The following is a 21,810-nucleotide window of genomic DNA, read 5'->3' as shown; positions in this document are numbered from 1 at the left end:
ATACCATTATGGGGCAGCCTCTTCTTACTTGACTATACTATAATAGTCGATAGACAATGAAGCTATTCAGACAGCTCGTCCAGCGTCATGCCGAGGCTAGGCGCCATATGAGCAAGGAACCACTCGACCTCAGGCAGTCCTAGCTTGGAGAGTGCAGCTTCAGTCTGTCCTTTGGCCACCAGAAACTCTCGATTGCCAGCTGAGAGCTCTGACAAGCATTTGAGATAAGCGTCGAGCAAATCAGCGGCTTTGACAAGAGAGAGCAGCTTCAGATGATCCGCGTCTGCCTGCACTTGGGGTTTCCCAAGCAGCGGAGCATAGGCATTATGAAGCGCTTCAGGCACCATAGAAAGCAGCCGATCGGCTGCCATAGCCTCGATTTCACGGAAGCTGGCGAGCATTTGCGGATTATGATGCTTGACAGGAGTCGGAATATCGCCGGTGAACACCTCTGTCGCATCATGGAAGAGGGCGAGTGTCACAGCGCGGTCGGCATTGTAGGTATTGTGAAAGACCGAATTGCCGATTTCACATAGCATATGGGCAAGCAAAGCAACATGGAAGGAATGCTCGGCTACATTTTCCTTGGTCGTGTTGCGCATTAAGCTCCATCTCTCGATATATTTGAGGCGATACATATAAGCGAAAAAATGACTCTCCATACGTCGGTTCACTCCTTTTATGTTATTATAAGGCTTGTGTAGTTCTACGACTAGAACCTAGAAAACGAGGGATGGCTTACGCGTCAATTCGGGCTTGCTTTTAATTATTATTTTGAACGCTGGATGTTTCTGATTATCCCGGGATCACTCATCCTGGGGTTTCTTTTTGCCGATGCGCTCCACCCTCTCATAGAAGCCGTTCCTTATTTATTCGCTTATGTAACGTTAACGATGGCAATTGGCTGCGGCTTCGGACAGCTAGGAGGGGTTATACGCAAGCCTAAAGTCCTCCTATGGACGTTCGTGCTTGCTCACATTGTGTCACCGCTTATTGCATATGGGCTAGGGGTGCTCTTATTCGGAGCGGCATCCCCTTATGTAGTGGGGCTTGTTCTATTCACGATTATACCGCTCGGTGTCTCGACTGTTCTATGGGTGGGGATGTCTGGAGGCAGCGTACCCTTAATGCTTGCAATGGTCGTGCTTGATTCAGCATTGAGTCCTCTAGTGGTTCCGGCAGGCATTCATTTGTTCTTTGATACGGCTGTAGATGTGGCTATCGGCCCGCTTATGTTCGACTTGTTTCTTGTAATTGTATTGCCAACAGCCTGCGGAGTGCTGCTCAATCAGCTGAGCAAAGGACAAATACAGGATAGAATCAAGCCAGTGGCAGCCCCACTATCGAAGCTATGCTTTGTGGCTGTCGTAGCATTGAACGCTTCGGCAATTGCACCTTATGCGCTTCAGCTTAAGCAGGATATGCTCAAGCTGGTTCCGCTTGTTATTGTACTTGTAGGGCTGTGCTATGCAGTCGGCTTTCTTGGAACAGCTAGACTGCGCGATCGAGAGCTGTTGATTACAGTGTCCTATGCAACGGGAATGCGCAACATATCGCTGGGCATTGTCCTTGCACTTGGTTATTTCAGTCCGCTGGCAGCTGTGCCAGTCGTTCTGTCTATTCTCGTGCAGCAGCCGCTGGCGACGCTGCATCATTTTATTTTACAAAAACTTAACAATACGAAGGCTGGCGGAACAGCATCTACACATGTACGATAGTACGAGACCTTATACATTTATTAGACCGGAGTTGACTAATGAGCATGAACAGCTTTCGTACACGGCTAACCTTTATTATGGTAGTAATGATCGCATTGTCCGTAACAGCTGCTGGCATCATTATGGCAAAGACCTATAAAGAGACGCATATTAACACGCTGGAAGACAGCATGGTTCGGGAAATGCGGATCATACTAGCAAAGATGGAATGGCCTGCTGGTGAGCCGGACACGCTGTTTCCCTACTTTACGGAGGAAGCGACCAGCTTGAAGCAATTCACCGGAGCAAGGGTTACCTTTATTGGCGGTGATGGAAGAGTATTGGGAGATTCGGACCATGCGCCTGAGACGATGGATAACCACTTGGACCGCCTTGAGATTCTGGAAGCGCATAAGGCAGGGGTAGGGCGTGTAATCAGGTATAGCGAGACGCTGGACCAGAACCTGCTCTATGTTGCCATTCCGACCGATGCTGCTAATCCGGCATCCAACGTCATTCGATTAGCGATAAGCTTAAATGAAGTGGATGAGAGCATATACAAGCTGTGGACCGTATTAATCGGGGGGCTCCTGATTCTATTCGTCATTGCAGCGCTCATCAGCTATCGCATTGCGCTTGGTCTGACAAGGCCGCTTGAGCAAATTACGAGGGTTGCCAAGCATATTAAAAACATGGATTATCGCGCTCGTGTGAAGGTTGGCAAAAAGCAGGACGAGATCGGAGAGCTCGGACATGCCATCAATGCAATGGCCGACAGTCTGGAAGTTCAAATGACCCGAATCAGGCAAAATGAGAGCCAGCTGGAGACGGTTCTTGATAATATGATTAATGGTGTCATTATGATTGATAAGACAGGACGAATCGTACTAATGAGCCGCCTGGCGGAAGAGATACTAGGCATTTCAGCACGTGAGCTCATCGGACGTCATTATGTGGAGGCAAAGCAGCAGTATGAGCTGTCACAGATGATTCAAGAGGGATTGGAGATTAGGGAGCATATTCGGGAAGAAATCACGTTTTATTTCCCAGAAGAACGGCTGCTCGAATTGAATCTCGTTCCGATCCATCAAGAAGGCCATGAATATGGCGGTATACTTCTTGTCTTACAGGACGTAACGGCTATTCGCCGCCTGGAGCGGATGCGCAGCGAGTTCGTAGCCAATGTATCCCATGAACTGAAGACCCCGATTGCTGCGGTTAAGGGCTTTGCAGAGACCTTGCTCGGCGGTGCAGTTAATGATGAGGAAACAGCGAGATCCTTCCTGCAAATTATATTTGATGAAAGCGACCGACTGAATCGTTTGATCGGCGATATATTAGAGCTGTCCAAAATCGAATCTAAGCGAGTGCCGCTATATTTCTCTCCAGTGGAAGTGGATACGTTCATTGCCAAAACGGTTACCTTGATGGAGACAGAAGCGGCGCGCAAAGCCATTCATCTTGATGTTCATGTCGAGGCTGGGCTTTATGTAGAGGCAGACGAGGATCGGCTGCGGCAAATCATGATGAATCTACTCGGCAATGGCATTAGCTATACGCCGGAAGGCGGCAGAGTTTCTCTAACTATCGAGGCTATTGATGAGGATCATATCCGGATTCAGATTAGTGATACGGGGATGGGTATTCCGAAAAAGGACTTGCCGCGAATTTTTGAACGCTTCTATCGGGTTGATAAAGCGCGATCACGCAGTTCAGGCGGCACGGGCCTTGGCTTATCTATCGTCAAGCATTTAATTGATCTTCATAAAGGGACGATCTCTGTCACAAGCACGGTGGGAGTAGGCTCTACCTTTACGATTGAGCTTCCGGTGCTGCAGCAATAAGCTGGCTGAGAAAAGATTTACCCATTCTTCATAAAATCATGATAAACTAAAGGTGAAAATTCAAGTCCAAGCTGGGGGAGTAAGATGTCGCACAAGGTGCTCGTAATAGAAGATGAACCTACATTAGCGAGGCTTTTGTCGTATAACCTTACGCAAGAGGGCTATGAGACAACAGTCATCGACCATGGAGCTGAGGGACTGCAAGCTGCTTTGCAGCGCAGCTTCGATCTAATCATATTGGATATTATGCTGCCCGGTATGAATGGCTTTGAGATTCTTAATCGTCTTCGTCAGAATGGAGTCCGAACACCTGTCATTATCCTCACAGCGCGTAACGCTGAGGAAGAGGTTGTTCAGGGGCTTAAGCATGGTGCTGACGATTATATAACGAAGCCGTTCGGCGTAGCGGAGCTGCTCGCCAGAGTATCTGCTGTTCTTCGCAGAACGCAGAATGATGAGGTTATCCAGATCGAGACATCGGAGAAGGTAATAACAGCCGGTGATCTCTCGATCTACCCCGAGAAGTATGAGGTTATTCTGAACGGGGATACCGTTCCTCTTCGTCCCAAGGAATTCGAGGTGCTGCTCTATCTCGTACAGCGTCCGGGAATGGTCATCACACGGGATGATTTGATGAATGTAGTATGGGGCTTTGATTATATTGGCGGACAACGTACCGTTGATGTTCATGTCAGCTCACTTCGCAAGAAGCTGGAGCTCGGCCAGCAATCGGTTCAGATTGAATCGATTCGCGGCGTTGGGTATAAGCTGGTCATGCCGAAAAAACTCGTCACACCTAAGAGATAAGGTGGACGAGTTTTTTTGTTGCAGCGGTTATTGCCTATTCCACGCCAACATTTTACGCTGAAATTGTTTGGGCGAACAGTCATTGTGTTTTTTGAACATTTTGTAGAAGTGAGCCATATTCGGCATACCGATCCGTTCGCCAACCTCGGATATACTGAGATCCTTCGTAAGAAGAATTCGTTCTGCCCATTTGATTTTACGGTAATTGACATATTCGGTGAAGGACATTCCGATTGTTTTGGTGAAAAATTTAACGAAATAGTAATAGCTCATATTGGCAATCTTGCATACTTCCTCGACGAGGATTCGGTCTGTTAAATGATTCTCTACATAATCCAGCACAGGCTTCAAGCGAATGCGGTCGAAGTCATCCTGCTTTGCCAGTACCTTGCGATGATCATTGCGCAGCAGCAGCAATAAGATTTGCTTCACGAGCACGCTCACGGCGAGCTCATAGCCGCTTTCTTTGACGGTGGCCTCGTTAAGAAGCTGCCTGATATAATCACCAGCTTGTTTTTTCACAATTGGATGATCTTGAAAAATATAATTAGCCTGACTAAGCGGATTCTGCGTCTCTGAGAAATAGCGCATATAAGGAATCGAGCTATGGTCAAAAAAAGACTCTAGATCAAATTGCAGGACGATATAATCCAAATGGCCAGAGCTACGATCACGATGAAGCTGTGAGGCACCGATAATAATGACATCCCCTGGGGTGAGGGAGAAGCTTTCCTCATCAATATCAATGTCCAGCCTTCCTTTTATAATGTAAATCAGCTCAAGCTGCCGATGATAATGCCAATTCGTTAAGCCTTCATGCTCCCGGATCGGTTGAAAAACTTTCAATGACAATAACGGATTCTCATAGGCGACCTTTTCATTAATGGCTTCCAAGTCCGATCTCTCCTCATGCTGTGTGTTTGCTCTCATTCATTGTAGTGGCGTTAATGAGGAAAGGCAACTGATTCGCGCAAAGGAAACTTCAGCCTGTATAATAGAAAGTAAAAAGAGGAGTGGGATGATGAAGCCTAAAGTATATATTGCAACGAAAGTTCCGTCTGAGGTGAAGGCTTATTTGGACGAGCACTTCGAATGCGAAATGTGGCAAGGGGAGCAAGCGATCACAGGTCAGCAATTATCGGAAAAGCTGCATGATGCAGAGGGGCTATTAGTGTCGGGCAATGCAATAAGTGAGCGGCTGTTAAGCTCAGCGCCTAAGCTGAGAGCCGTTAGCAATGTATCTGTCGGCTATAATAATAATGATCTCGAAGCGATGAGAAGACGTCAAATTATCGGCACGCATACACCTTATGTATTAGATGATACGGTTGCAGATTTGGCGATGGCGTTGATGCTTGCAGTAGCGAGGCGTGTGGCTGAGCTGAATAATCTTGTGCGAGCTGGCGGATGGGTTCGTGGAATCGGGCAAGAGCTGTTCGGCGTTGATGTGCACCATGCGAAGCTTGGCATTATTGGGATGGGGCGGATCGGTGAGGTTATCGCAAAACGTGCGCGGCTTGGCTTCGATATGGAGGTCCAATATTATAACCGCACTAGAAAACCAAATGTAGAGGAGCAGCTTGGCATAAGCTATGCGCCGATGGAGGAGCTGCTGGCTTCATCTGACTTCGTTGTGCTGATGACCCCGCTTACTCCGGAGACGAAGCAGATGATCGGCAAGCAGCAATTTGAGCTGATGAAGAGCAATGCGATCTTCATCAATGTATCGCGAGGCGAGACGATTGATGAAGCAGCGCTGCTCGAAGCTTTGACAAGCAAGCGCATATTGGGTGCCGGGCTTGACGTGTATGAGAAGGAGCCTGTCTCAGCTGACCACCCGCTTCTTCAGCTTGATCAAGTGATAACGCTGCCGCATATCGGCTCGGCTACCTATCAGACCAGATACGACATGGCCATGACAGCTGCCCGGAATTTGGTCGATGCCCTGCACGGCAGGGAGCCGAAATATGTCATTCCGGAATTGAAATAGATGAGTGTGAGGAAGGACCTTGGTCATAACCCATTTAGTGGATAATGAAAAGGATATCTAAGCAAAAGGCTGAGACCGATGTTCTACCGGTTTCAGCCTTTTAAGTTTTCTTAGTAGTCGTCAAACCTCTTTATAAAATGTAATATAGGCCTTTTATTTCGAAAAAACAGCTATTATAACAATCACGAATAAACAAACGTTAACGTACAAAGATACTTTAATAAATTTGTTATTCGACAATAAGGATGAGGAATGTATACTTTGTTTATTACTTACTTCAATTAGGTCTTGGACTAGTTTTTGTTGGTTAGCAATAAGTTGAGTATGTAGCTGTTTTGTATTTTTAATTATTTCAGTTTTGTTGTTTTTTTGTTCGAGTTCAAATGCCAGTTGTTGTTTTGACAGCTCTAAAATTTTATCTAAGATTGTTATTTGGAGTTGTTCAACCGATATCTGCTTAGCTTCGACATTCTTGATAATGGTGTGGTATAAATCTAACTTACTTTCTAAAATTTCTTGATATAATTTAATTTGATCTTTGGAATTTATCAGTGTAGCGGAGGTTCGTGTTATTTCAGATTGCATCTTTTCAATTAAATACAAATATTCTGAAGCTTTTTTCACTTTTGTGATTTCGCTGCCCAAATCTTCAATATAGGCTTCTAACTTGTCTACTTGATCTAGACTTCCCATGGATACCCTCCCGATGATTGTTGCTTAATGCTGGTATAAAGATTTTTGATAATATGAGTATAAATGCTTTCATCTTCAAAAATACGATAAATATTTTTTAAATCACTCATTTGTTCAAAGCCGTTGGAAATTAACAGCTCGCCTAATTGTTCTTTCTGTTCGAGATTCAGATATTGATTCGAAGTTACCAATATAGATTCAAGCATTTCGCTTCGTTCGTTTGAATCTAACTTGTTGATATCTCGAATGGCAGAAATCAACCTCTCCCTTCCATCGACAGACTCAATGTCATCTTCTGCAAGACTCAATAAACCACTAATTAAATTCAAGGAAATATCATTTTTATAGCTTTCTAAGAAACGGCTAACTGTGATCTTTAGGCTCTTAAAAGTGCTTCTTGCACGCGGAATAGCGTCCTTACCTTCTGCTTGAACAAAAAATAACTTATTCCATAAATTCAGATTTTCTTTCTTACCTACAAAGCTCTCTAGCGCATAAACATCATCATTGCGTTTAAAATAGATTTCAATCTTTTGTTGGAAGGTCTCACTATCGGTAAAATCGTCCGCAAATTGTTTCATTAATAAAATAGATTGTTTTTTGGAGTAAATGATATTATCGTTATACCATTTTAATAATACAGATAAGGCTCTTTTTAAGAAGGGACTTGTGTTGTTATTGAAGAGACTAATGAAATCGCTATACTGTTCAGCATGCCGATCGTCTGAGTTTAGAGTAAAGGTGTATTCATATTTTTGTATATGAGAAGTCAGCTGCTCAATTACACTTTGCTCTGACCAATTAGTAAATCTGATTTCAATCTGTCTCATCCTCCAATTAATTGTCCAATCTTCTACAACACCGATTAAAGCAAGTCTATATACGTATCTTTCCTTGCTTTCTTGTTCTTTCTCATGATTGAAATTCAACAAAACCTCGTTTTTTTTCGAATTGTATATTGATTCATAAAATGTATATATTTCATTCACTTCAGTTTCAATGTCCATTAAGTTGTTTGTTAGAAAATAAAATGAGCTACTTAAATCTCCATTCAAATTTTTCGTTTCTTTTTGCAATAAAGTTACATCCGTTTGAATTCCAAAAAGCGATTGCATCTTCACTTCATCTAAATGATCGGGATTGTACAATACAAGACAGTTAGAAACATTTCTATCACGACCAGCGCGTCCAGCTTCTTGGTAAAAAGATTCTAAAGAACCAGGTATTCCGTAATGAAGAGTTAGGCCAATATTAGGCTTATCTATCCCCATTCCAAAAGCCTTTGTAGCAACCATTACATCTATCTGATCCAACATGAACAATTGTTGAATATGATCTTTATACTCAGAAAATGATTGAGATGATTCTGATACCCAAGATTTTGGTTTGCTTCCTGAGTAAAACCCTGTTCTTAATCCGGTAGCTTGATTAATAAAATGATGTAAGTCAAAGCAGCCAAACTTTCCATTGACTGCAGTAGTAAAAATCAGTGCAGCTCTATTGAGTTGATGAGGAGCAAATCCCAATAAACTTTCTACTAACACTTCATTTCTTTTATCATATTTTACTTGAATAATTTTGAATTGCAGTTCATCACGAATAAACCGGGAAATCGTAATAACATTATTACTTTCGATGCTTAACTCATTCTTGATATCTTGCAATACCTTTGAAGAAGCTGTTGCGGTCAATGCAAGGAATCTGGCAGAGGGAGCATATCTTCTAATTGTATTTGACAATGCTAAATAAGATGTTCTGAACTCATGCCCCCATTCAGATAAGCAATGAACTTCATCTATGACTGCGATGGAAATTGCTTTCGTCATATTAATATTCCACAAGCTCTCTCTGAATGATTTTGTTTGAAACCGTTCTGGTGAAATGATTAAAAATAAGTATTTCCCTTTTGCAAAATCTCGAAGCCTTGTTGCTGAATCCTCGGGATTTAAGTCAGCATTTATATAACTGCAGGATGTAATATAATGTTTTGATCGTAAGTTATTAATTTGGTCTAGCATTAGTGATTTGATTGGCGCTACAACAAAGCTTATGGCGGGCTGGAGCAACACACAAACTTGGTAAGTAAGTGATTTTCCTCCACCTGTTGGCAGTAATCCGATTGTGTCTTGTCCATTTAAACAATTTATAATTATATCTATTTGACCTTCCCTGAATGTCTCATGACCAAATAAATTCTCTGATATAAACTCCAAATTTTGCTGATGTACGTTCGCATGTAATGAATAAATAATGGGTTCATTCACTTTGATAAAAGAATAATTAGCATCATCATCAAAATCAGATTTTATATGATATACATTTTCCTCGTTGATTGAGTCGTCCCAACGTTTGAATAAGTCGAACTTTACGTTTATTGCTTTATGATGGACAGGCAATAGCTTTACATCTTCAGTAGTGGATATATGTAAATGCGGCATGCTAATTTGTATATTAAATAGTGCAGCGATATTACTGATCCATAATTCCAAGTCCCTTAAACTTAAGTCGAGATACAAGCTGGCATCTTTATCAAGTAAATTAATATTCCAATACTCATCATCGAGGGAGAGAACGCCAGTATCAAGAAGTTCAAGAATGAACACTTGGAATCTTGCGATTGATGTTAATTTGATTTGCGTGGCATATTGCGTAATATCTAGGTCCATAGAATTTGTATATTCTGTTACTTTGGACTTGTATTTCTTGTATATTTCTCGGAAATCAGACAAGAATTCTCTGTAATCTTTGTTACTAATTTTTTGGGAGCTAATCCTAATAACATTTATATCAGCTTTTTTAAGAGCCCGATCTCTCTTGTTATCGAGCTCTTTTTGTTGCTTATCATTCTGATGAAATCCCCCATCAACCTCAATTACCGTGTTGAGTAAAGGAATGTAAAAATCAACTTCTTGTTGAGCAAAAATATTCGATGATTCTGGAATAATGTTGGATATTGGGAATTCAGCAATAGTTAAGTTTCTAATAAATCCAGCCGTTTTCAATATTACTTCAAGATCATTATAGAATTGTTCTGCAGGATAATAATTGTTGTGTTTATCTCCTTTAATTTTCCGAGACCAATCTAGGTTGTCTCTTGAGAGAAATTTAATAGATTTAAGTGTTTTTAAATAATCTCTTTCTAGTTGTAGATTCTTTCTAATATACGTTGAAGCAATTGTTGGTGCTCCACGCATAATCATATTTTGAACAATCCGAATGATATTTGTATAAGGTGTAACTTTCTGTACGGGAGGTAAATTTGAAATAATGAAATTGGAATTCGAATAACAGTAATTAGCAGTGAATTTCTTCATAATATAAATCTCCTGTGGTATTAGAGTATCGAATGAATATTTTTTGCTTCGTAAGATTTATCATATCTGTTATTTAATTGAAATCCAATCTTTATTATATTTTATAAGATTGATCCAATAATCAAATGTAGATAGGATTTCAAAATTGTCATTAATGACCCTTATCCGAAATTGTGAGATGGGTGAAATACTGCTAATAATCGGGTAATACTGTTGATAATATAGGAGTGGAAATTAGCAACGATCGGTTGGTTCATGGTACAATTAGTAAAAAATCATACGTATAATCAGGAGGAGGTCGAACATTGTGTCAAATCCAGAGGAGAAGAAAATTCACACCTATCAAGATTGGCTGACATGGGACGGGACGTGGGAGTTAATTAACGGCAAACCTTATAATATGTCTCCTGCTCCGACCTCATTGCATCAATTTATTGTAGGAGAGCTTCATTTCGCCTTAAGGATGTTCTTCCAGAATAGGAGTTGCTATGTGTTTGTGGCTCCGTTTGATGTGTTTTTCAGTGAAAGTGAAGAGTATCAGTCACCCGATCATGTCATACAGCCCGATCTCTCTGTTGTTTGTTCTAAGGACCAAATATCTAAGAATGGTTGTCACGGTGCGCCGGCCATTATCATTGAAGTGCTTTCACCCTCCACTGCGTTGAAGGACTTTAACGAGAAGTTCAACTTATATCAAAAGCATGGGGTTCAGGAATATTGGATTGTCGATCCAGGCAATCGAACAGTTCATGTATATGCGCTACGAGATGGCAGTTATCAGGTTCGTCATTTATATACGGAGCAGGAAACAATTCAATCCATCGTCTTTACAGATTTACAAGTACCTATGAGCACGTTATTTGTTTTGTAATAACAAACACAATCAACCGGCGAGATTAACTCACACCCGTTTTTGTTCGCTCAATTAAAGCACCCTAGGTTAACGATGCCCAGCTTTCGTTAACTTAGGGTGCTTTCTATTGTCCCGGTGACTCCTACAAGTACAGGTGTAACGGCCAGTAATAAATAGATTAAAGAATGGTTCATGAAAGTTTTAGCGGAAGAAGAGTGCAGCGGGGGTTCTCCTATGAGACTAAGCTTCTTAGAAATCTTGACGTACAGGTTAAGCAGCTTATAGGAATGAGAATAGCCTCACAGAAAAGTGAGGCTATCGTTGAAAATCGTAGTGGGGGGTTCGTTAGTATTTCTGTTCTTGATTACTCCTAGCGGTTCTGCTCGAATTCTGCGCGGATGCGGGCAAGCAGCTGCGGATCGGCAAAAACGTCATAGGCTGTTGCGCCAAGCATCTTGGCAGCGAAGATCATTCGCTCAAGAGCGCGCTCGGTCATAGCCGCATCTCGGAATTCCTCTGTGTGAAGGAGGAACCGTTCTTCTACGATCTTCACATAAGGATGGATGGCCGGGCATCTTGTTGATACGTTGCCAAGATCAAGAGATCCATGATCTTGACCAGTCTCAATCTCTTCAGGAAGGATGCCTGCTTCGAGCAGATTGGCTGAAAAGCGCTCGGACAGGGCTTCATTCGTCAGAAGCTCGTCATAGGAATACTCGTAGCGATTGGTCGAGAGCGTACAGCCTGTCTGTAAAGCGGCACCTTCAGCACAGCGCATCATTTTGGCAGTTAGTTCATTCGTATAGGCACGCGAGGCGGACCGGATATAAAATTTGGCGGAAGCATAATCCGGTATAATATTGGGTGCTTTGCCGCCGTCATTAATAATGCCATGAATTCGGGCATCATTGCGTGTCTGCTGGCGCAGGGCGTTGCTGCTATTGAACAACTGCAGCACGGCATCAAGTGCGTTGATGCCTTCATATGGACTGGCGGCCGCATGAGCTGCCCGTCCAGTAAATTCGAACTGAACTGCATCAAGCGCTAAAGATTCACCGGATTTCTCGAACGTATAGTAGGGATGCGCCATAAGGGCGAAGTCGCAATCATCGAAGAGGCCGGCATCGGCCATTGGCACTTTGGCTCCTTTTGTTTCCTCGGCTGGCGTACCATAGACACGGATGGTGCCGCCAAGCTCCGCAAGGACTGACTTCAAGCCAACGGCGGCACCGATGCTCATCATGCAGATGAGGTGATGGCCACAGGCATGTCCAAGATCGGGGAGGGCATCATATTCACAGAGGAAGGCGACGACTGGTCCTGGCTTATTGGATGAATAGGTGGCGATAAAAGCGGTTGGCAGTCCAAGCGTTCCACGATCAACAGAGAAGCCCTGTCTCTCTAGCTCTGCACAGAGCATTGCGGCAGCTTCGAACTCCTCATGGCCTAGCTCTGGATTGTTTCCTATAGTACGAGAGATCGCTTTGAAGCTCTCGGAATGGTGATCGATCGTGTCGAACAGTTGTTGTTTGTGCATAGATGACATTGTAATTCCTCCTACTTTCTGTATCGCTCTAGTATAACCTAGTTTTTATCCGTTTGCGGAAAAAGGCAAGGAATCAGCAAGGGTGGTTCCCTTACTTTTTTTACTATTACTAATATTTAACTTTGCGATAACAATTTCACGGATTGGAATTGATGCAAAAGACCTATATTTGATACAAGGACATAGAGCGAAGGGTGAGGAGAACTATGACTGTAGCTATATTAGAGCATCCGCAAGCACAGGTTTTGTCGTCAACTCGGTTGGAGGAATTCGTCCGACAGGCTCCGCAGATTGCTTTTACTCAAACTTGTAAAGAAGCGATCACCGTGTTCAAACAGAATGCGGTCAGCGAATGCCTCGTGGTATGCGATGGGAATCATAGGCCAGTCGGCCTTATGATGAGAAATCGTTTTTTCATGAATCTCAGCCAGCGATTCGGAGTGGAGCTCTATTATGAGAAGCCAATTACTTACTTAATGGATTCTTCGCCTTTGATCGTAGATAGCAGCAATTCACCACAGCATCTGATCGACATTGCTCTCAGCCGTCAGGATGAAGTGCTGTATGATTGCGTAATAGTGACGACAGAGGATAAGCTGACAGGCATATTAACGGTGTCGGATTTGCTTCGCATGTCCAGAAAGCTTCAGCAGGAAGCGATGGATGAACAGGTGCGAACGATACATAGTGTGGGAAGACGAGTGAAGGAGATCGATCAGGCAGTAAGCTCTGTCCGACACTCGGCGATTGAAGGGCAGACCCTCTCAGGTGATATGGTGGATCTGACGCTAAGCGGCAAAAATCAGCTTGATAAGGTGACTGCGGCCTTCCATCGCCTAGCCTCGAACTCTTTGCAACAGGAGGATAGGATGAAAGAGCTTCAGTCCGAGGCCGGCTCCATCAGCCATGTATCGAAGCTGATCAAAACCTTTGCGGAGCAAAGCAATCTGCTGGCAATCAATGCTTCGATTGAAGCCGCGAGGGCAGGCGAGCATGGAAAAGGCTTCGCAGTCGTGGCGGACGAAGTCATGAAGCTGGCGAATGAGACGAAGAAATCGGCCGAGGAAATAACCAGGTTGACTAGTGCGATTGTCGCTGCTATTGCTCAGACGGCTTTGCTCGCGAACAAAGGAAAGGAAGAAGCGGTGGTCAGTGAATCCTGCGTGAAGGAAGCGGGACGTGTATTCGAGCAATTATTCCGTTCAGCTGCCAATAACAAATCGAGCTCTGAGCAGATCGGCTTGCGCTCGGAGGAAGCCTGTCAGCAAACGGTGCATGTCTCAGGTGAGATTGACGAGCTGCTGGGTTACTTTTAACATCCCGTTTACAAAACTAGCATACCCGATTAACAAACGGCGAGTAGGATAGAAGCTATATGAACGCCTACCTATCCTTTTCATTCGAAACAAGCAGAGGAGAATGAATATAATGATGACTTCCACAGTGCTGGAGCGACCTATGAAAGCAACTAACAAGACAGAGCCTCTTATTCATATTGATAAATTGAATTTGTATTATGGCGCCTTTCATGCGCTTAAGGATGTTACGATCACGATTCCCGAAAAGGCGATTACCGCCTTCATCGGTCCTTCGGGCTGCGGCAAATCTACCCTGCTCAGAACGCTTAACCGGATGAATGACATGATTCCCGGCACGAGAATTGAAGGCGGCATAATGATCGGCGGCACTGAAATATATTCTAGTGAAGTAGATGTGGAGACGCTTCGTAAAAAGGTCGGAATGGTGTTCCAGCAGCCCAATCCATTTCCCAAATCGATCTATGATAACGTGGCATACGGTCCCCGTCTGCATGGCATTCGTAATAAGCAGAAGCTGGATGAGATCGTGGAGAGCAGCTTGAAATCGGCTGTTCTATGGGATGAAGTGAAGGACCATTTGAAGCGGTCGGCCTTCAGTCTGTCAGGCGGCCAGCAGCAGCGTCTATGCATCGCGAGGGCAATTGCAGTGAATCCCGATGTGCTGCTTATGGATGAAGCGACCTCGGCACTGGACCCGATTTCTACACTTAAGATTGAAGAGCTTGCACAAGAGCTGAAGGACCGCTATACGATTGTTATGGTTACCCATAACATGCATCAAGCGGCTCGCGTATCGAATCAGACTGTATTTTTCTTGAATGGCGAGGTTGTGGAGTATTCAGAAACAGAGAAGCTGTTCTCTAACCCAACCGATCAACGAACAGAAGATTACATTAGCGGACGCTTCGGCTAAGCAAATAAGGGGGAACCGATAGGATGACCACAAGAAAAGAATTCGACCAAGGGCTGGAGCAGCTTCACAATCTTTTAGTTGAAATGGGAACCTTCGTGGAGAAGGCACTATTAGATGCGATGCAGGCGCTGAGCACTTCGGATTGTGAGAATGCAAGCAAGATTGTTGAAGAGGATCATAAGCTGAATCAGCTTGAGGAGCAGATCACGGAGCTTGGCTCCAAGCTGATCGCAACTCAGCAGCCGGTGGCCAAGGATTTGCGGCGTATTCTGGCTGCCTTCAAGATCGCATCGGATCTGGAGAGAATGGGCGACCTATGCGTCAATATTGCGAAGCTGGTTATTCGGCTTGAAGGCCAGCCTCTAATCAAGCCTCTGATTGATCTGCCGCGCATGGCAGAGATTGTTCAGTCGATGACGTTCGAGTCGATCCAATCCTTTGTGCAGGAAAATGTAGACCTAGCTTATAAAATGGCAAGCGATGATGATAAGGTGGACGCTCTATGCGCACAAATCTCACGTGAGCTGCTCGCCCTTATGATGGAGAATCCGCGCAACATAGCACAGGCTGCTGTCCTTAATTTCGTTGCCCGCCATATTGAGCGCATCGGCGATCATGCGACGAATATCGGAGAGAGCGTTGTCTACCTCGTGACGAATAAACGCCCGGAATTGAATCATTGAACAATGCGATCATCCAATACATGGAATAATTAAAGAACAAGCTTTATCTGATGCGATTGGTGCTTCGGAAAAGCTTGTTTTTTGTGCTATCATAGAAGAAAGAAAAAGATATTAATCAGGTGAGGTGTCGGAAATGGAAAAATGGTTATTAATCGACGGCAATAGTATTGCTTATAGGGCGTTCTACGCGATGCCCCCATTAACGAACTCGGCTGGTTTACATACAAATGCGGTTTTCGGCTTTACGACTATGCTGCTTAAGATGCTTGAAGATGAGAAGCCTACGCATGTGCTGGTTGCTTTTGATGCGGGGAAAATTACGTTCCGTCATGAAGGCTATACCGAATATAAAGGTGGACGTGCCAAAACTCCGCCGGAATTGTCAGAGCAATTTCCTGTACTCAAAGATCTATTGAAGGCATTTGGCATTTCGCAATTCGAGCTGCCCGGCTATGAAGCCGATGATATCATTGGTACGCTGACGCGGATTGCGGATGAGAATAAGGTCGAGACGATTGTCGTCTCGGGGGACAAGGACATGCTGCAGCTTGCTTCGGATCATATTACAATTGCCATTACCCGTAAAGGCATTAGTGATACCGACCATTATTCCCCTGCTGCGATTCAGGAAAAGTATGGGCTGACGCCATTGCAAATTATTGATCTTAAGGGACTAATGGGCGATACATCCGATAATATTCCCGGCATTCCCGGTGTTGGAGAGAAGACAGCGCTCAAGCTGCTTCATGAATTCGGTTCTGTCGAAGAGGTGCTTGCCAATACCGCAAGCTTGAAGGGCAAGATGAAGGAGAAGGTGGAGCAGCATAAAGAAGATGCCATTATGAGCAAGAAGCTTGCGACCATCTATCGTGAGGTACCGCTTGAGCAAAAGGCGGATGAGCTCAAGTATGATGGCTATGATCAAGCCTCGCTGGCTGATGCTTTCCGCAAGCTTGAGTTCAAATCGTTGATTGACCGTTTGGATCTTGGTGCTGAAGGCTCCGCAGGCGGCCAATCCTCCGAGCCGGCAGCCGAGCTTGATATTATTGTGATTCAATCGGAGCAGGATCAGCAGAAGCTTGATGCGCTCCTAACGGCTGTACAAGCCGATCATGCGGTGCATGGTCTCTATGTAGAAGCGATCGGAGAGAACCCACATCATGCTAACGTACTGGGTTTATCACTGGCGGTAGGAGATTCGGTCTACGTGCTGCCAGTTGCTGCGCTTGAGCTGCCCTTCACAGAACCGCTGCGGGCTTGGCTCTCTGATTCGTCAAAGCCGAAATACGGCTTCGATACGCATAAAGCGGAGCTTTCTCTAGGCTGGAGGGGCATCTCCTTGCAAGGAGCCGAGTTCGATGTTCAATTGGCTGCTTATTTGCTTGATCCTACTGAAGCGAGCCAGACGCTGGCTGGAATGAGCGAGCGCTACAGCTTGCCGGCTGTCCCTTCTGATGAAGCGGTCTATGGCAAAGGAGCGAAGTTCAAAGTGCCGGAGGAGAATGTGCTCTACCGTCACTTGGCAGCGAAAGCCCATGCGGTAGGACAAATTGTCGAGCTGCAGCGGACAGATCTGGAAAAGAGCGATATGAACAAGCTGTATTATGAGCTTGAGCAGCCGCTAGCCCATGTACTTGCGGGAATGGAGCGTCAGGGCATTGCAGTAGAAGCAAGCGAGCTGGAGAAGCTCGGAAGTGATCTGGAGAGCAAGCTGTCTACGATTATGAGTGATATATACAGTCATGCCGGAACGGAATTTAATATTAATTCTCCCAAGCAATTAGGCGAGATTTTGTTCGAGAAATTAGGGCTTCCCGCCAAGAAGAAAACGAAAACTGGCTATTCAACTGACGCCGCTGTACTGGAAGAGCTCGCGCCTTACCATGAGATTATTCCGCTTATTCTGCATTATCGGACTTTGGCGAAGCTTCAGTCCACCTATGTAGAGGGCTTGCTTAAGGAGATTCGTCCTGAGACAGGCAAAATCCATACCTATTACCGCCAGACTATTGCAGCTACAGGCCGGCTTAGCAGTCAATTCCCGAACCTTCAGAACATTCCAATTCGGCTGGAGGAGGGCAGGAAGATTCGAAAAGCATTTGTTCCTTCCGAGCCGGGCTGGCTTATTCTTGCCGCCGATTACTCTCAGATCGAGCTGCGGGTGCTAGCCCATATATCTGGGGATGAAGGGCTCAAAGAAGCCTTTATTAACGATATGGACATTCACACGAAGACTGCGATGGACGTATTCGGCGTCTCGCAGGATCAAGTGGATTCCAATATGCGTCGCTCGGCTAAAGCCGTTAACTTCGGAATTGTATATGGCATTAGCGATTTCGGCCTGTCGCAGAACTTGAATATTACACGTAAAGACGCAGCCAAATTCATCGAGCAATACTTCGAGGCATTCGGCGGCGTCCGTAAGTATATGGATGATATCGTTACAGAGGCTCGCAAAAACGGCTACGTTACGACGATGCTGGAGCGCAGACGCTATTTGCCGGAAATTAAAGCATCGAACTTCAATCTTCGTTCCTTCGCTGAACGGACGGCGATGAATACGCCAATTCAAGGTACAGCAGCTGATATTATTAAGCTGGCTATGGTTCGCATGGATGAGACGCTTCGTGAACGCGGACTCAAGAGCCGTATGCTGCTGCAGGTACATGATGAGCTGGTATTTGAAGTGCCTGAGGATGAGCTTGAATTAATGAAAGAGCTTGTTCCAAGTGTTATGGCAGGTGCCTTGAAGCTGGATGTTCCGCTGAAGGCGGATGTGAGCTACGGTGCCAATTGGTATGAAGCGAAGTAGCCCATTATGGGGCTAAATCGGTTATAATGTTGTTGAGGTGAAGAGACATGCCTGAATTGCCAGAGGTAGAGACAGTCAGAAGAACATTAATTGAGCTGGTGGCAGGTAAACGGATAGCATCCGTTACCGTTAAGCTGCCTCGTATTATTCAACGTCCTGAGGAGCCGGAGCAGTTCGAAGACGCACTCGTTGGACAAACGATTCAAACCGTAGAACGCCGTGGAAAGTTTTTGCGAATCGTAATGGATGGCCTTGTATTAGTCTCCCATCTGAGGATGGAAGGTAGATATGGCGTATTCCCAAGCGATGAGCCAGTTGAGCTTCATACTCATGTTCTGTTCCATTTTGATGATGGAACAGATTTAAGATATAAGGACGTCAGACAGTTCGGCACGATGCATCTGTTCGAGCTTGGTACCGAGTTTGATCTTCCCCCGCTTAACAAGCTCGGTCTTGAGCCGATCGATAATCCGGCATTCACACTGGAAGCGCTGCGGAGTCGGCTGGGGAAGCGTACCACTAAGATCAAGCCGCTCCTGCTGAATCAGGAATATGTAGTAGGGCTTGGCAATATATATGTAGATGAAGCATTATTCTTGGCAGGAATCCATCCCGAGCGGACAGCTGAATCGCTGAAATCTGCTGAATGGAAACGATTATTCGAGGCTATTGTCGCAACCCTTGCCAAAGCGGTTGAAGCTGGAGGCTCTTCGATCAAGTCTTATGTGAATGGACAAGGGGAAATGGGTATGTTCCAGCACCAGCTCCTCGTCTACGGCAAAAAGGATGAGCCCTGCACGACCTGTGGCAGCCCGATCAAGAAGTTCGTAGTTGCCGGCAGAGGCACGCATATTTGCAGCCGCTGCCAGCCCTCGGCCTCTGTACGAAAGCTGACGATTCGCCCCTAACATAGGACTGTACAATAATAGGTGAATGCACCGTAACGGAATCCCCGCATATGCTATTGTGATTACGAACAATAGGCGAATGTCTTGGCTTAAGCCATTCGCAAGGCGGGGAGGGACGAGAGTTGTTCGTGCATTTTGCATCTTTGTTGGTGCTTGCTTTTGCCGTCAGTGTAGACGGATTTGGAGTAGGTGTAACTTATGGACTGCGGCGAATTCGAATTCCGCTCATATCGGTTATTATTATTGCTTGCTGCTCAGGGTTCGTGATTTGGCTGTCGATGCAGGTAGGGACTTGGTTGACAAGATATTTATCACCTGTCGTCTCGACATGGATCGGCGCTTGCGTACTCATTGGCATTGGCATTTGGGCGTTGCTGCAGCTTAGGAGAAATAGGGTAGACACACGTTCGGCAGGAAGCCTGGAGCAGGACTCTGATACTGAGGCTAAAGCAGAGATTTCTGCTGAGCGTGCCAATCCCGTATTGGTTGTTATTGTAGAGATGAAGCGGCTTGGGCTAGTTATCCAAATATTACGGACTCCACAAGCGGCAGACATTGACAAGTCGGGAATTATATCGGCATCCGAGGCGGTTATGCTCGGGGTTGCCTTGTCATTAGATGCTTTTGGTGCTGGTATAGGTGCAGCCATGATTGGGCTGCCGGCGCTGTTGACAGCCTTCGTTATAACAGCAGCAAGTGCGCTTTTTCTACTGAGCGGCATTCGATTCGGATTCCGATTCTCGAATTGGAGAGGGATTCAAGCCTTGTCGGTGCTTCCAGGTATTTTATTAATTATGATGGGAATTATGAAGCTGTTATAAGTGAGCGGATAATGGAGCATAAATGGAGGTGAAAGCTTGTGAAGATTGGTTTGACCGGCGGTATCGCGACTGGCAAGAGCACCGTAGCCACTATGTTAGTGGAGAGGGGGGCATTGCTGGTCGATGCCGATCAGGTTGCAAGAGAGGTTGTCATGCCCGGCGAATCGGCTTTAGAGGCTGTCGCCTCTTTATTCGGACAAGCTGTATTACATACAGATGGAAGCTTGAATCGGAAGGCGCTTGGCGAGATTGTGTTCAAGAATCAAGAGCTGCTGGTGAAGCTGGAAGCGATTCTGCATCCCGCAATAAGAAGCCGTATGCAGGAGCGCATCAGGCAGTATGAAGCAGACAACCCCGAGCGACTTATTGTGGCAGATGTGCCTTTGTTATACGAGACGGGGCAAGAAGGCTTGTATGATGGGGTCATGGTCGTCTATGTGCCAGCGAGTGTTCAGTTAATCAGGCTTATGGAACGTAATTCGATTGGTGAAGAGGAAGCTGCTAGGAGAATAGGGCTGCAGATGGACATTGAACAGAAAAAAGCTCGGGCGGATTGGGTAATTGACAATAGTGGTACGTTGGAGGAGACGGGTAAACAGCTGGATGCTTTTTGGACGAGCAGAGGCTTATCATGAAGTGGCTGCTGAAGAAGAGAGTGCTGCTTATTGTGCTGATCGGCTTGCTGGCGATGCTGTTTTTAACTTCGAACTGGATGGAGCGATATATGTATCCTATTCGGTATAAGGAAGACATTCGAGCCAGTGCTTCCAATTATGGGGTAGATCCTCATTTGGTAGCAGCCATTATCCGCTCGGAGACGAATTTCTCAACGGGCAAGGTGTCCAAAAAAGGCGCCCTAGGACTGATGCAGATTATGCCGAATACAGCAGACTGGGTCGTTCAGCAAGCGGGGTTCGAGCGCGTATCGAATGAAATGCTAATGGAGCGTGCAGATGTAAGCATTGAGGTTGGGGTATGGTATTTACAGTCCCTGCACAAGCAATTCGATCAGAATCCGATTGCGGTGATCGCTGCTTATAATGCCGGACCCGGCAATGTGAGAAAGTGGTTAGATACAGGCAAATGGGATGGTCAGCTGGAAACGAAGAGTGAAATCCCTTATGGAGAGACTCGTCACTATGTACAGCGTGTCATTTATTACTATAATAAATATAAAGAGCTGTATCCGGAACTTTGAACTTTGATGACAACAGGCAAGAAGCTTTGGTTGCCATCCACTTCTGGGACAAGGCAACCAAAGCATCTGTTAATCATGACTGATGAAAAGGTTATTTATTTCCTGCAAGGGATTGCTCGGCAATTTGCACCAGGCGACGAGTGATATATCCACCGATCGATCCTGCATCTTTGGTAGTGAAATTCCCGTAATAACCATCTTGCGGGATTGCAATACCCAGCTCTTGTGCGACCTCATATTTCAGTTGGTCTAGTGCTGCCGTAGCTTGTGGTACTACCAATTGGTTGCTGCTGCGGTTTTGGCTCATTTGTTGTTCACCTCCTTGCGGTTGGTAACAATATTATGTGCTTAATTCCAAAGATCATTACAAATACACATTGGTAATTATTTCAACTAAACGAAAGGGAGTGAA

19 protein-coding genes are annotated in these 21,810 nt (G+C 45.1%); 13 read left to right on the top strand and 6 right to left on the bottom strand.

Going from position 1 to position 21,810, the window contains the following annotated elements; all coding sequences use genetic code 11:
- Window positions 1–62: 62 nt before the first annotated feature.
- The gene (yfbR, locus tag AC50YO_RS17155) at window positions 63–662 is read right to left on the bottom strand and encodes a 5'-deoxynucleotidase (protein WP_494849001.1); all 600 of its coding nucleotides are present in this window, start codon (window positions 660–662) and stop codon (window positions 63–65) included.
- Between the two features lie 123 nt (window positions 663–785).
- Between yfbR and AC50YO_RS17150 the strand changes: the two genes are divergently transcribed.
- The 3 genes from AC50YO_RS17150 (at window position 786) to AC50YO_RS17140 (ending at window position 4,348) form a co-directional block, all read left to right on the top strand.
- Window positions 786–1,718 (top strand): bile acid:sodium symporter family protein, encoded by a 933-nt coding sequence (locus AC50YO_RS17150; RefSeq protein WP_494848998.1) that lies wholly within the window; start codon window positions 786–788, stop codon window positions 1,716–1,718.
- A gap of 44 nt (window positions 1,719–1,762) precedes the next feature.
- Entirely contained in the window at window positions 1,763–3,541 is a 1,779-nt protein-coding gene (pnpS, locus tag AC50YO_RS17145; RefSeq protein ID WP_494849253.1) for a two-component system histidine kinase PnpS, read from the top strand.
- Window positions 3,542–3,625: 84 nt separating this feature from the next.
- Window positions 3,626–4,348, top strand: coding sequence for a response regulator transcription factor (locus tag AC50YO_RS17140; RefSeq protein ID WP_494848995.1), 723 nt, complete (start codon window positions 3,626–3,628; stop codon window positions 4,346–4,348).
- Window positions 4,349–4,375: 27 nt separating this feature from the next.
- On the opposite strand, the gene AC50YO_RS17135 is transcribed toward AC50YO_RS17140, so the two are convergent.
- Window positions 4,376–5,278 carry a helix-turn-helix domain-containing protein gene (locus AC50YO_RS17135; protein ID WP_494848993.1) on the bottom strand — a complete coding sequence of 301 codons (903 nt, stop codon included), beginning with the start codon at window positions 5,276–5,278 and terminating at the stop codon, window positions 4,376–4,378.
- Window positions 5,279–5,369: 91 nt separating this feature from the next.
- Between AC50YO_RS17135 and AC50YO_RS17130 the strand changes: the two genes are divergently transcribed.
- Window positions 5,370–6,338, top strand: a complete 969-nt coding sequence (locus tag AC50YO_RS17130) for a 2-hydroxyacid dehydrogenase (RefSeq protein ID WP_494848991.1) — start codon at window positions 5,370–5,372, stop codon at window positions 6,336–6,338.
- A 153-nt stretch (window positions 6,339–6,491) separates the two neighbouring features.
- Here the strand turns inward: AC50YO_RS17130 and AC50YO_RS17125 are convergent, their stop codons facing one another.
- Window positions 6,492–7,031 carry a hypothetical protein gene (locus tag AC50YO_RS17125; protein ID WP_494848989.1) on the bottom strand — a complete coding sequence of 180 codons (540 nt, stop codon included), beginning with the start codon at window positions 7,029–7,031 and terminating at the stop codon, window positions 6,492–6,494.
- Window positions 7,019–10,345: a RecQ family ATP-dependent DNA helicase gene (locus AC50YO_RS17120; protein ID WP_494848988.1), complete on the bottom strand. Its 3,327-nt coding sequence runs from the start codon at window positions 10,343–10,345 to the stop codon at window positions 7,019–7,021. Before AC50YO_RS17120 ends, AC50YO_RS17125 begins: the two co-directional genes overlap by 13 nt.
- A 307-nt stretch (window positions 10,346–10,652) precedes the next feature.
- Between AC50YO_RS17120 and AC50YO_RS17115 the strand changes: the two genes are divergently transcribed.
- A complete protein-coding gene (locus AC50YO_RS17115) occupies window positions 10,653–11,216 on the top strand; it encodes a Uma2 family endonuclease (protein ID WP_494848986.1) in 564 nt (187 codons plus the stop codon).
- A gap of 352 nt (window positions 11,217–11,568) precedes the next feature.
- Here AC50YO_RS17115 and AC50YO_RS17110 read toward each other — a convergent pair whose 3' ends face one another.
- A complete protein-coding gene (locus tag AC50YO_RS17110; RefSeq protein WP_494848985.1) occupies window positions 11,569–12,744 on the bottom strand; it encodes a M20 family metallopeptidase in 1,176 nt (391 codons plus the stop codon).
- Window positions 12,745–12,950: 206 nt separating this feature from the next.
- Here AC50YO_RS17110 and AC50YO_RS17105 point away from each other — a divergent pair, with 206 nt between their 5' ends.
- From AC50YO_RS17105 to AC50YO_RS17070, 8 genes are all read left to right on the top strand, one after another.
- A complete protein-coding gene (locus tag AC50YO_RS17105) occupies window positions 12,951–14,060 on the top strand; it encodes a methyl-accepting chemotaxis protein (RefSeq protein WP_494848983.1) in 1,110 nt (369 codons plus the stop codon).
- Window positions 14,061–14,175: 115 nt separating this feature from the next.
- On the top strand, window positions 14,176–14,976 hold the full coding sequence (gene pstB, locus AC50YO_RS17100) for a phosphate ABC transporter ATP-binding protein PstB (RefSeq protein WP_494849251.1): 801 nt from the start codon (window positions 14,176–14,178) through the stop codon (window positions 14,974–14,976).
- Between the two features lie 23 nt (window positions 14,977–14,999).
- Window positions 15,000–15,659, top strand: coding sequence for a phosphate signaling complex protein PhoU (phoU, locus tag AC50YO_RS17095; protein ID WP_494848981.1), 660 nt, complete (start codon window positions 15,000–15,002; stop codon window positions 15,657–15,659).
- A gap of 133 nt (window positions 15,660–15,792) precedes the next feature.
- Window positions 15,793–18,471, top strand: a complete 2,679-nt coding sequence (gene polA / locus AC50YO_RS17090) for a DNA polymerase I (RefSeq protein ID WP_494848979.1) — start codon at window positions 15,793–15,795, stop codon at window positions 18,469–18,471.
- A 47-nt stretch (window positions 18,472–18,518) separates the two neighbouring features.
- Window positions 18,519–19,379, top strand: coding sequence for a DNA-formamidopyrimidine glycosylase (gene mutM, locus AC50YO_RS17085; protein ID WP_494848977.1), 861 nt, complete (start codon window positions 18,519–18,521; stop codon window positions 19,377–19,379).
- A 122-nt stretch (window positions 19,380–19,501) separates the two neighbouring features.
- A complete protein-coding gene (gene ytaF / locus AC50YO_RS17080; RefSeq protein WP_494848976.1) occupies window positions 19,502–20,200 on the top strand; it encodes a sporulation membrane protein YtaF in 699 nt (232 codons plus the stop codon).
- A gap of 38 nt (window positions 20,201–20,238) precedes the next feature.
- Complete coding sequence (gene coaE / locus AC50YO_RS17075; protein WP_494848974.1) at window positions 20,239–20,835, top strand: dephospho-CoA kinase; 597 nt, start codon at window positions 20,239–20,241, stop codon at window positions 20,833–20,835.
- Window positions 20,832–21,398 carry a lytic transglycosylase domain-containing protein gene (locus AC50YO_RS17070; RefSeq protein ID WP_494848972.1) on the top strand — a complete coding sequence of 189 codons (567 nt, stop codon included), beginning with the start codon at window positions 20,832–20,834 and terminating at the stop codon, window positions 21,396–21,398. Before coaE ends, AC50YO_RS17070 begins: the two co-directional genes overlap by 4 nt.
- A 91-nt stretch (window positions 21,399–21,489) precedes the next feature.
- Here AC50YO_RS17070 and AC50YO_RS17065 read toward each other — a convergent pair whose 3' ends face one another.
- The gene (locus AC50YO_RS17065; RefSeq protein WP_494848969.1) at window positions 21,490–21,705 is read right to left on the bottom strand and encodes an alpha/beta-type small acid-soluble spore protein; all 216 of its coding nucleotides are present in this window, start codon (window positions 21,703–21,705) and stop codon (window positions 21,490–21,492) included.
- Between the last annotated feature and the right edge of the window lie 105 nt (window positions 21,706–21,810).

It is taken from the genome of Paenibacillus sp. J22P59, assembly GCF_059383895.1.
The sequence above is the reverse complement of the archived record's forward strand: the minus strand, read 5'-3'. Positions and strand labels throughout refer to the sequence as shown.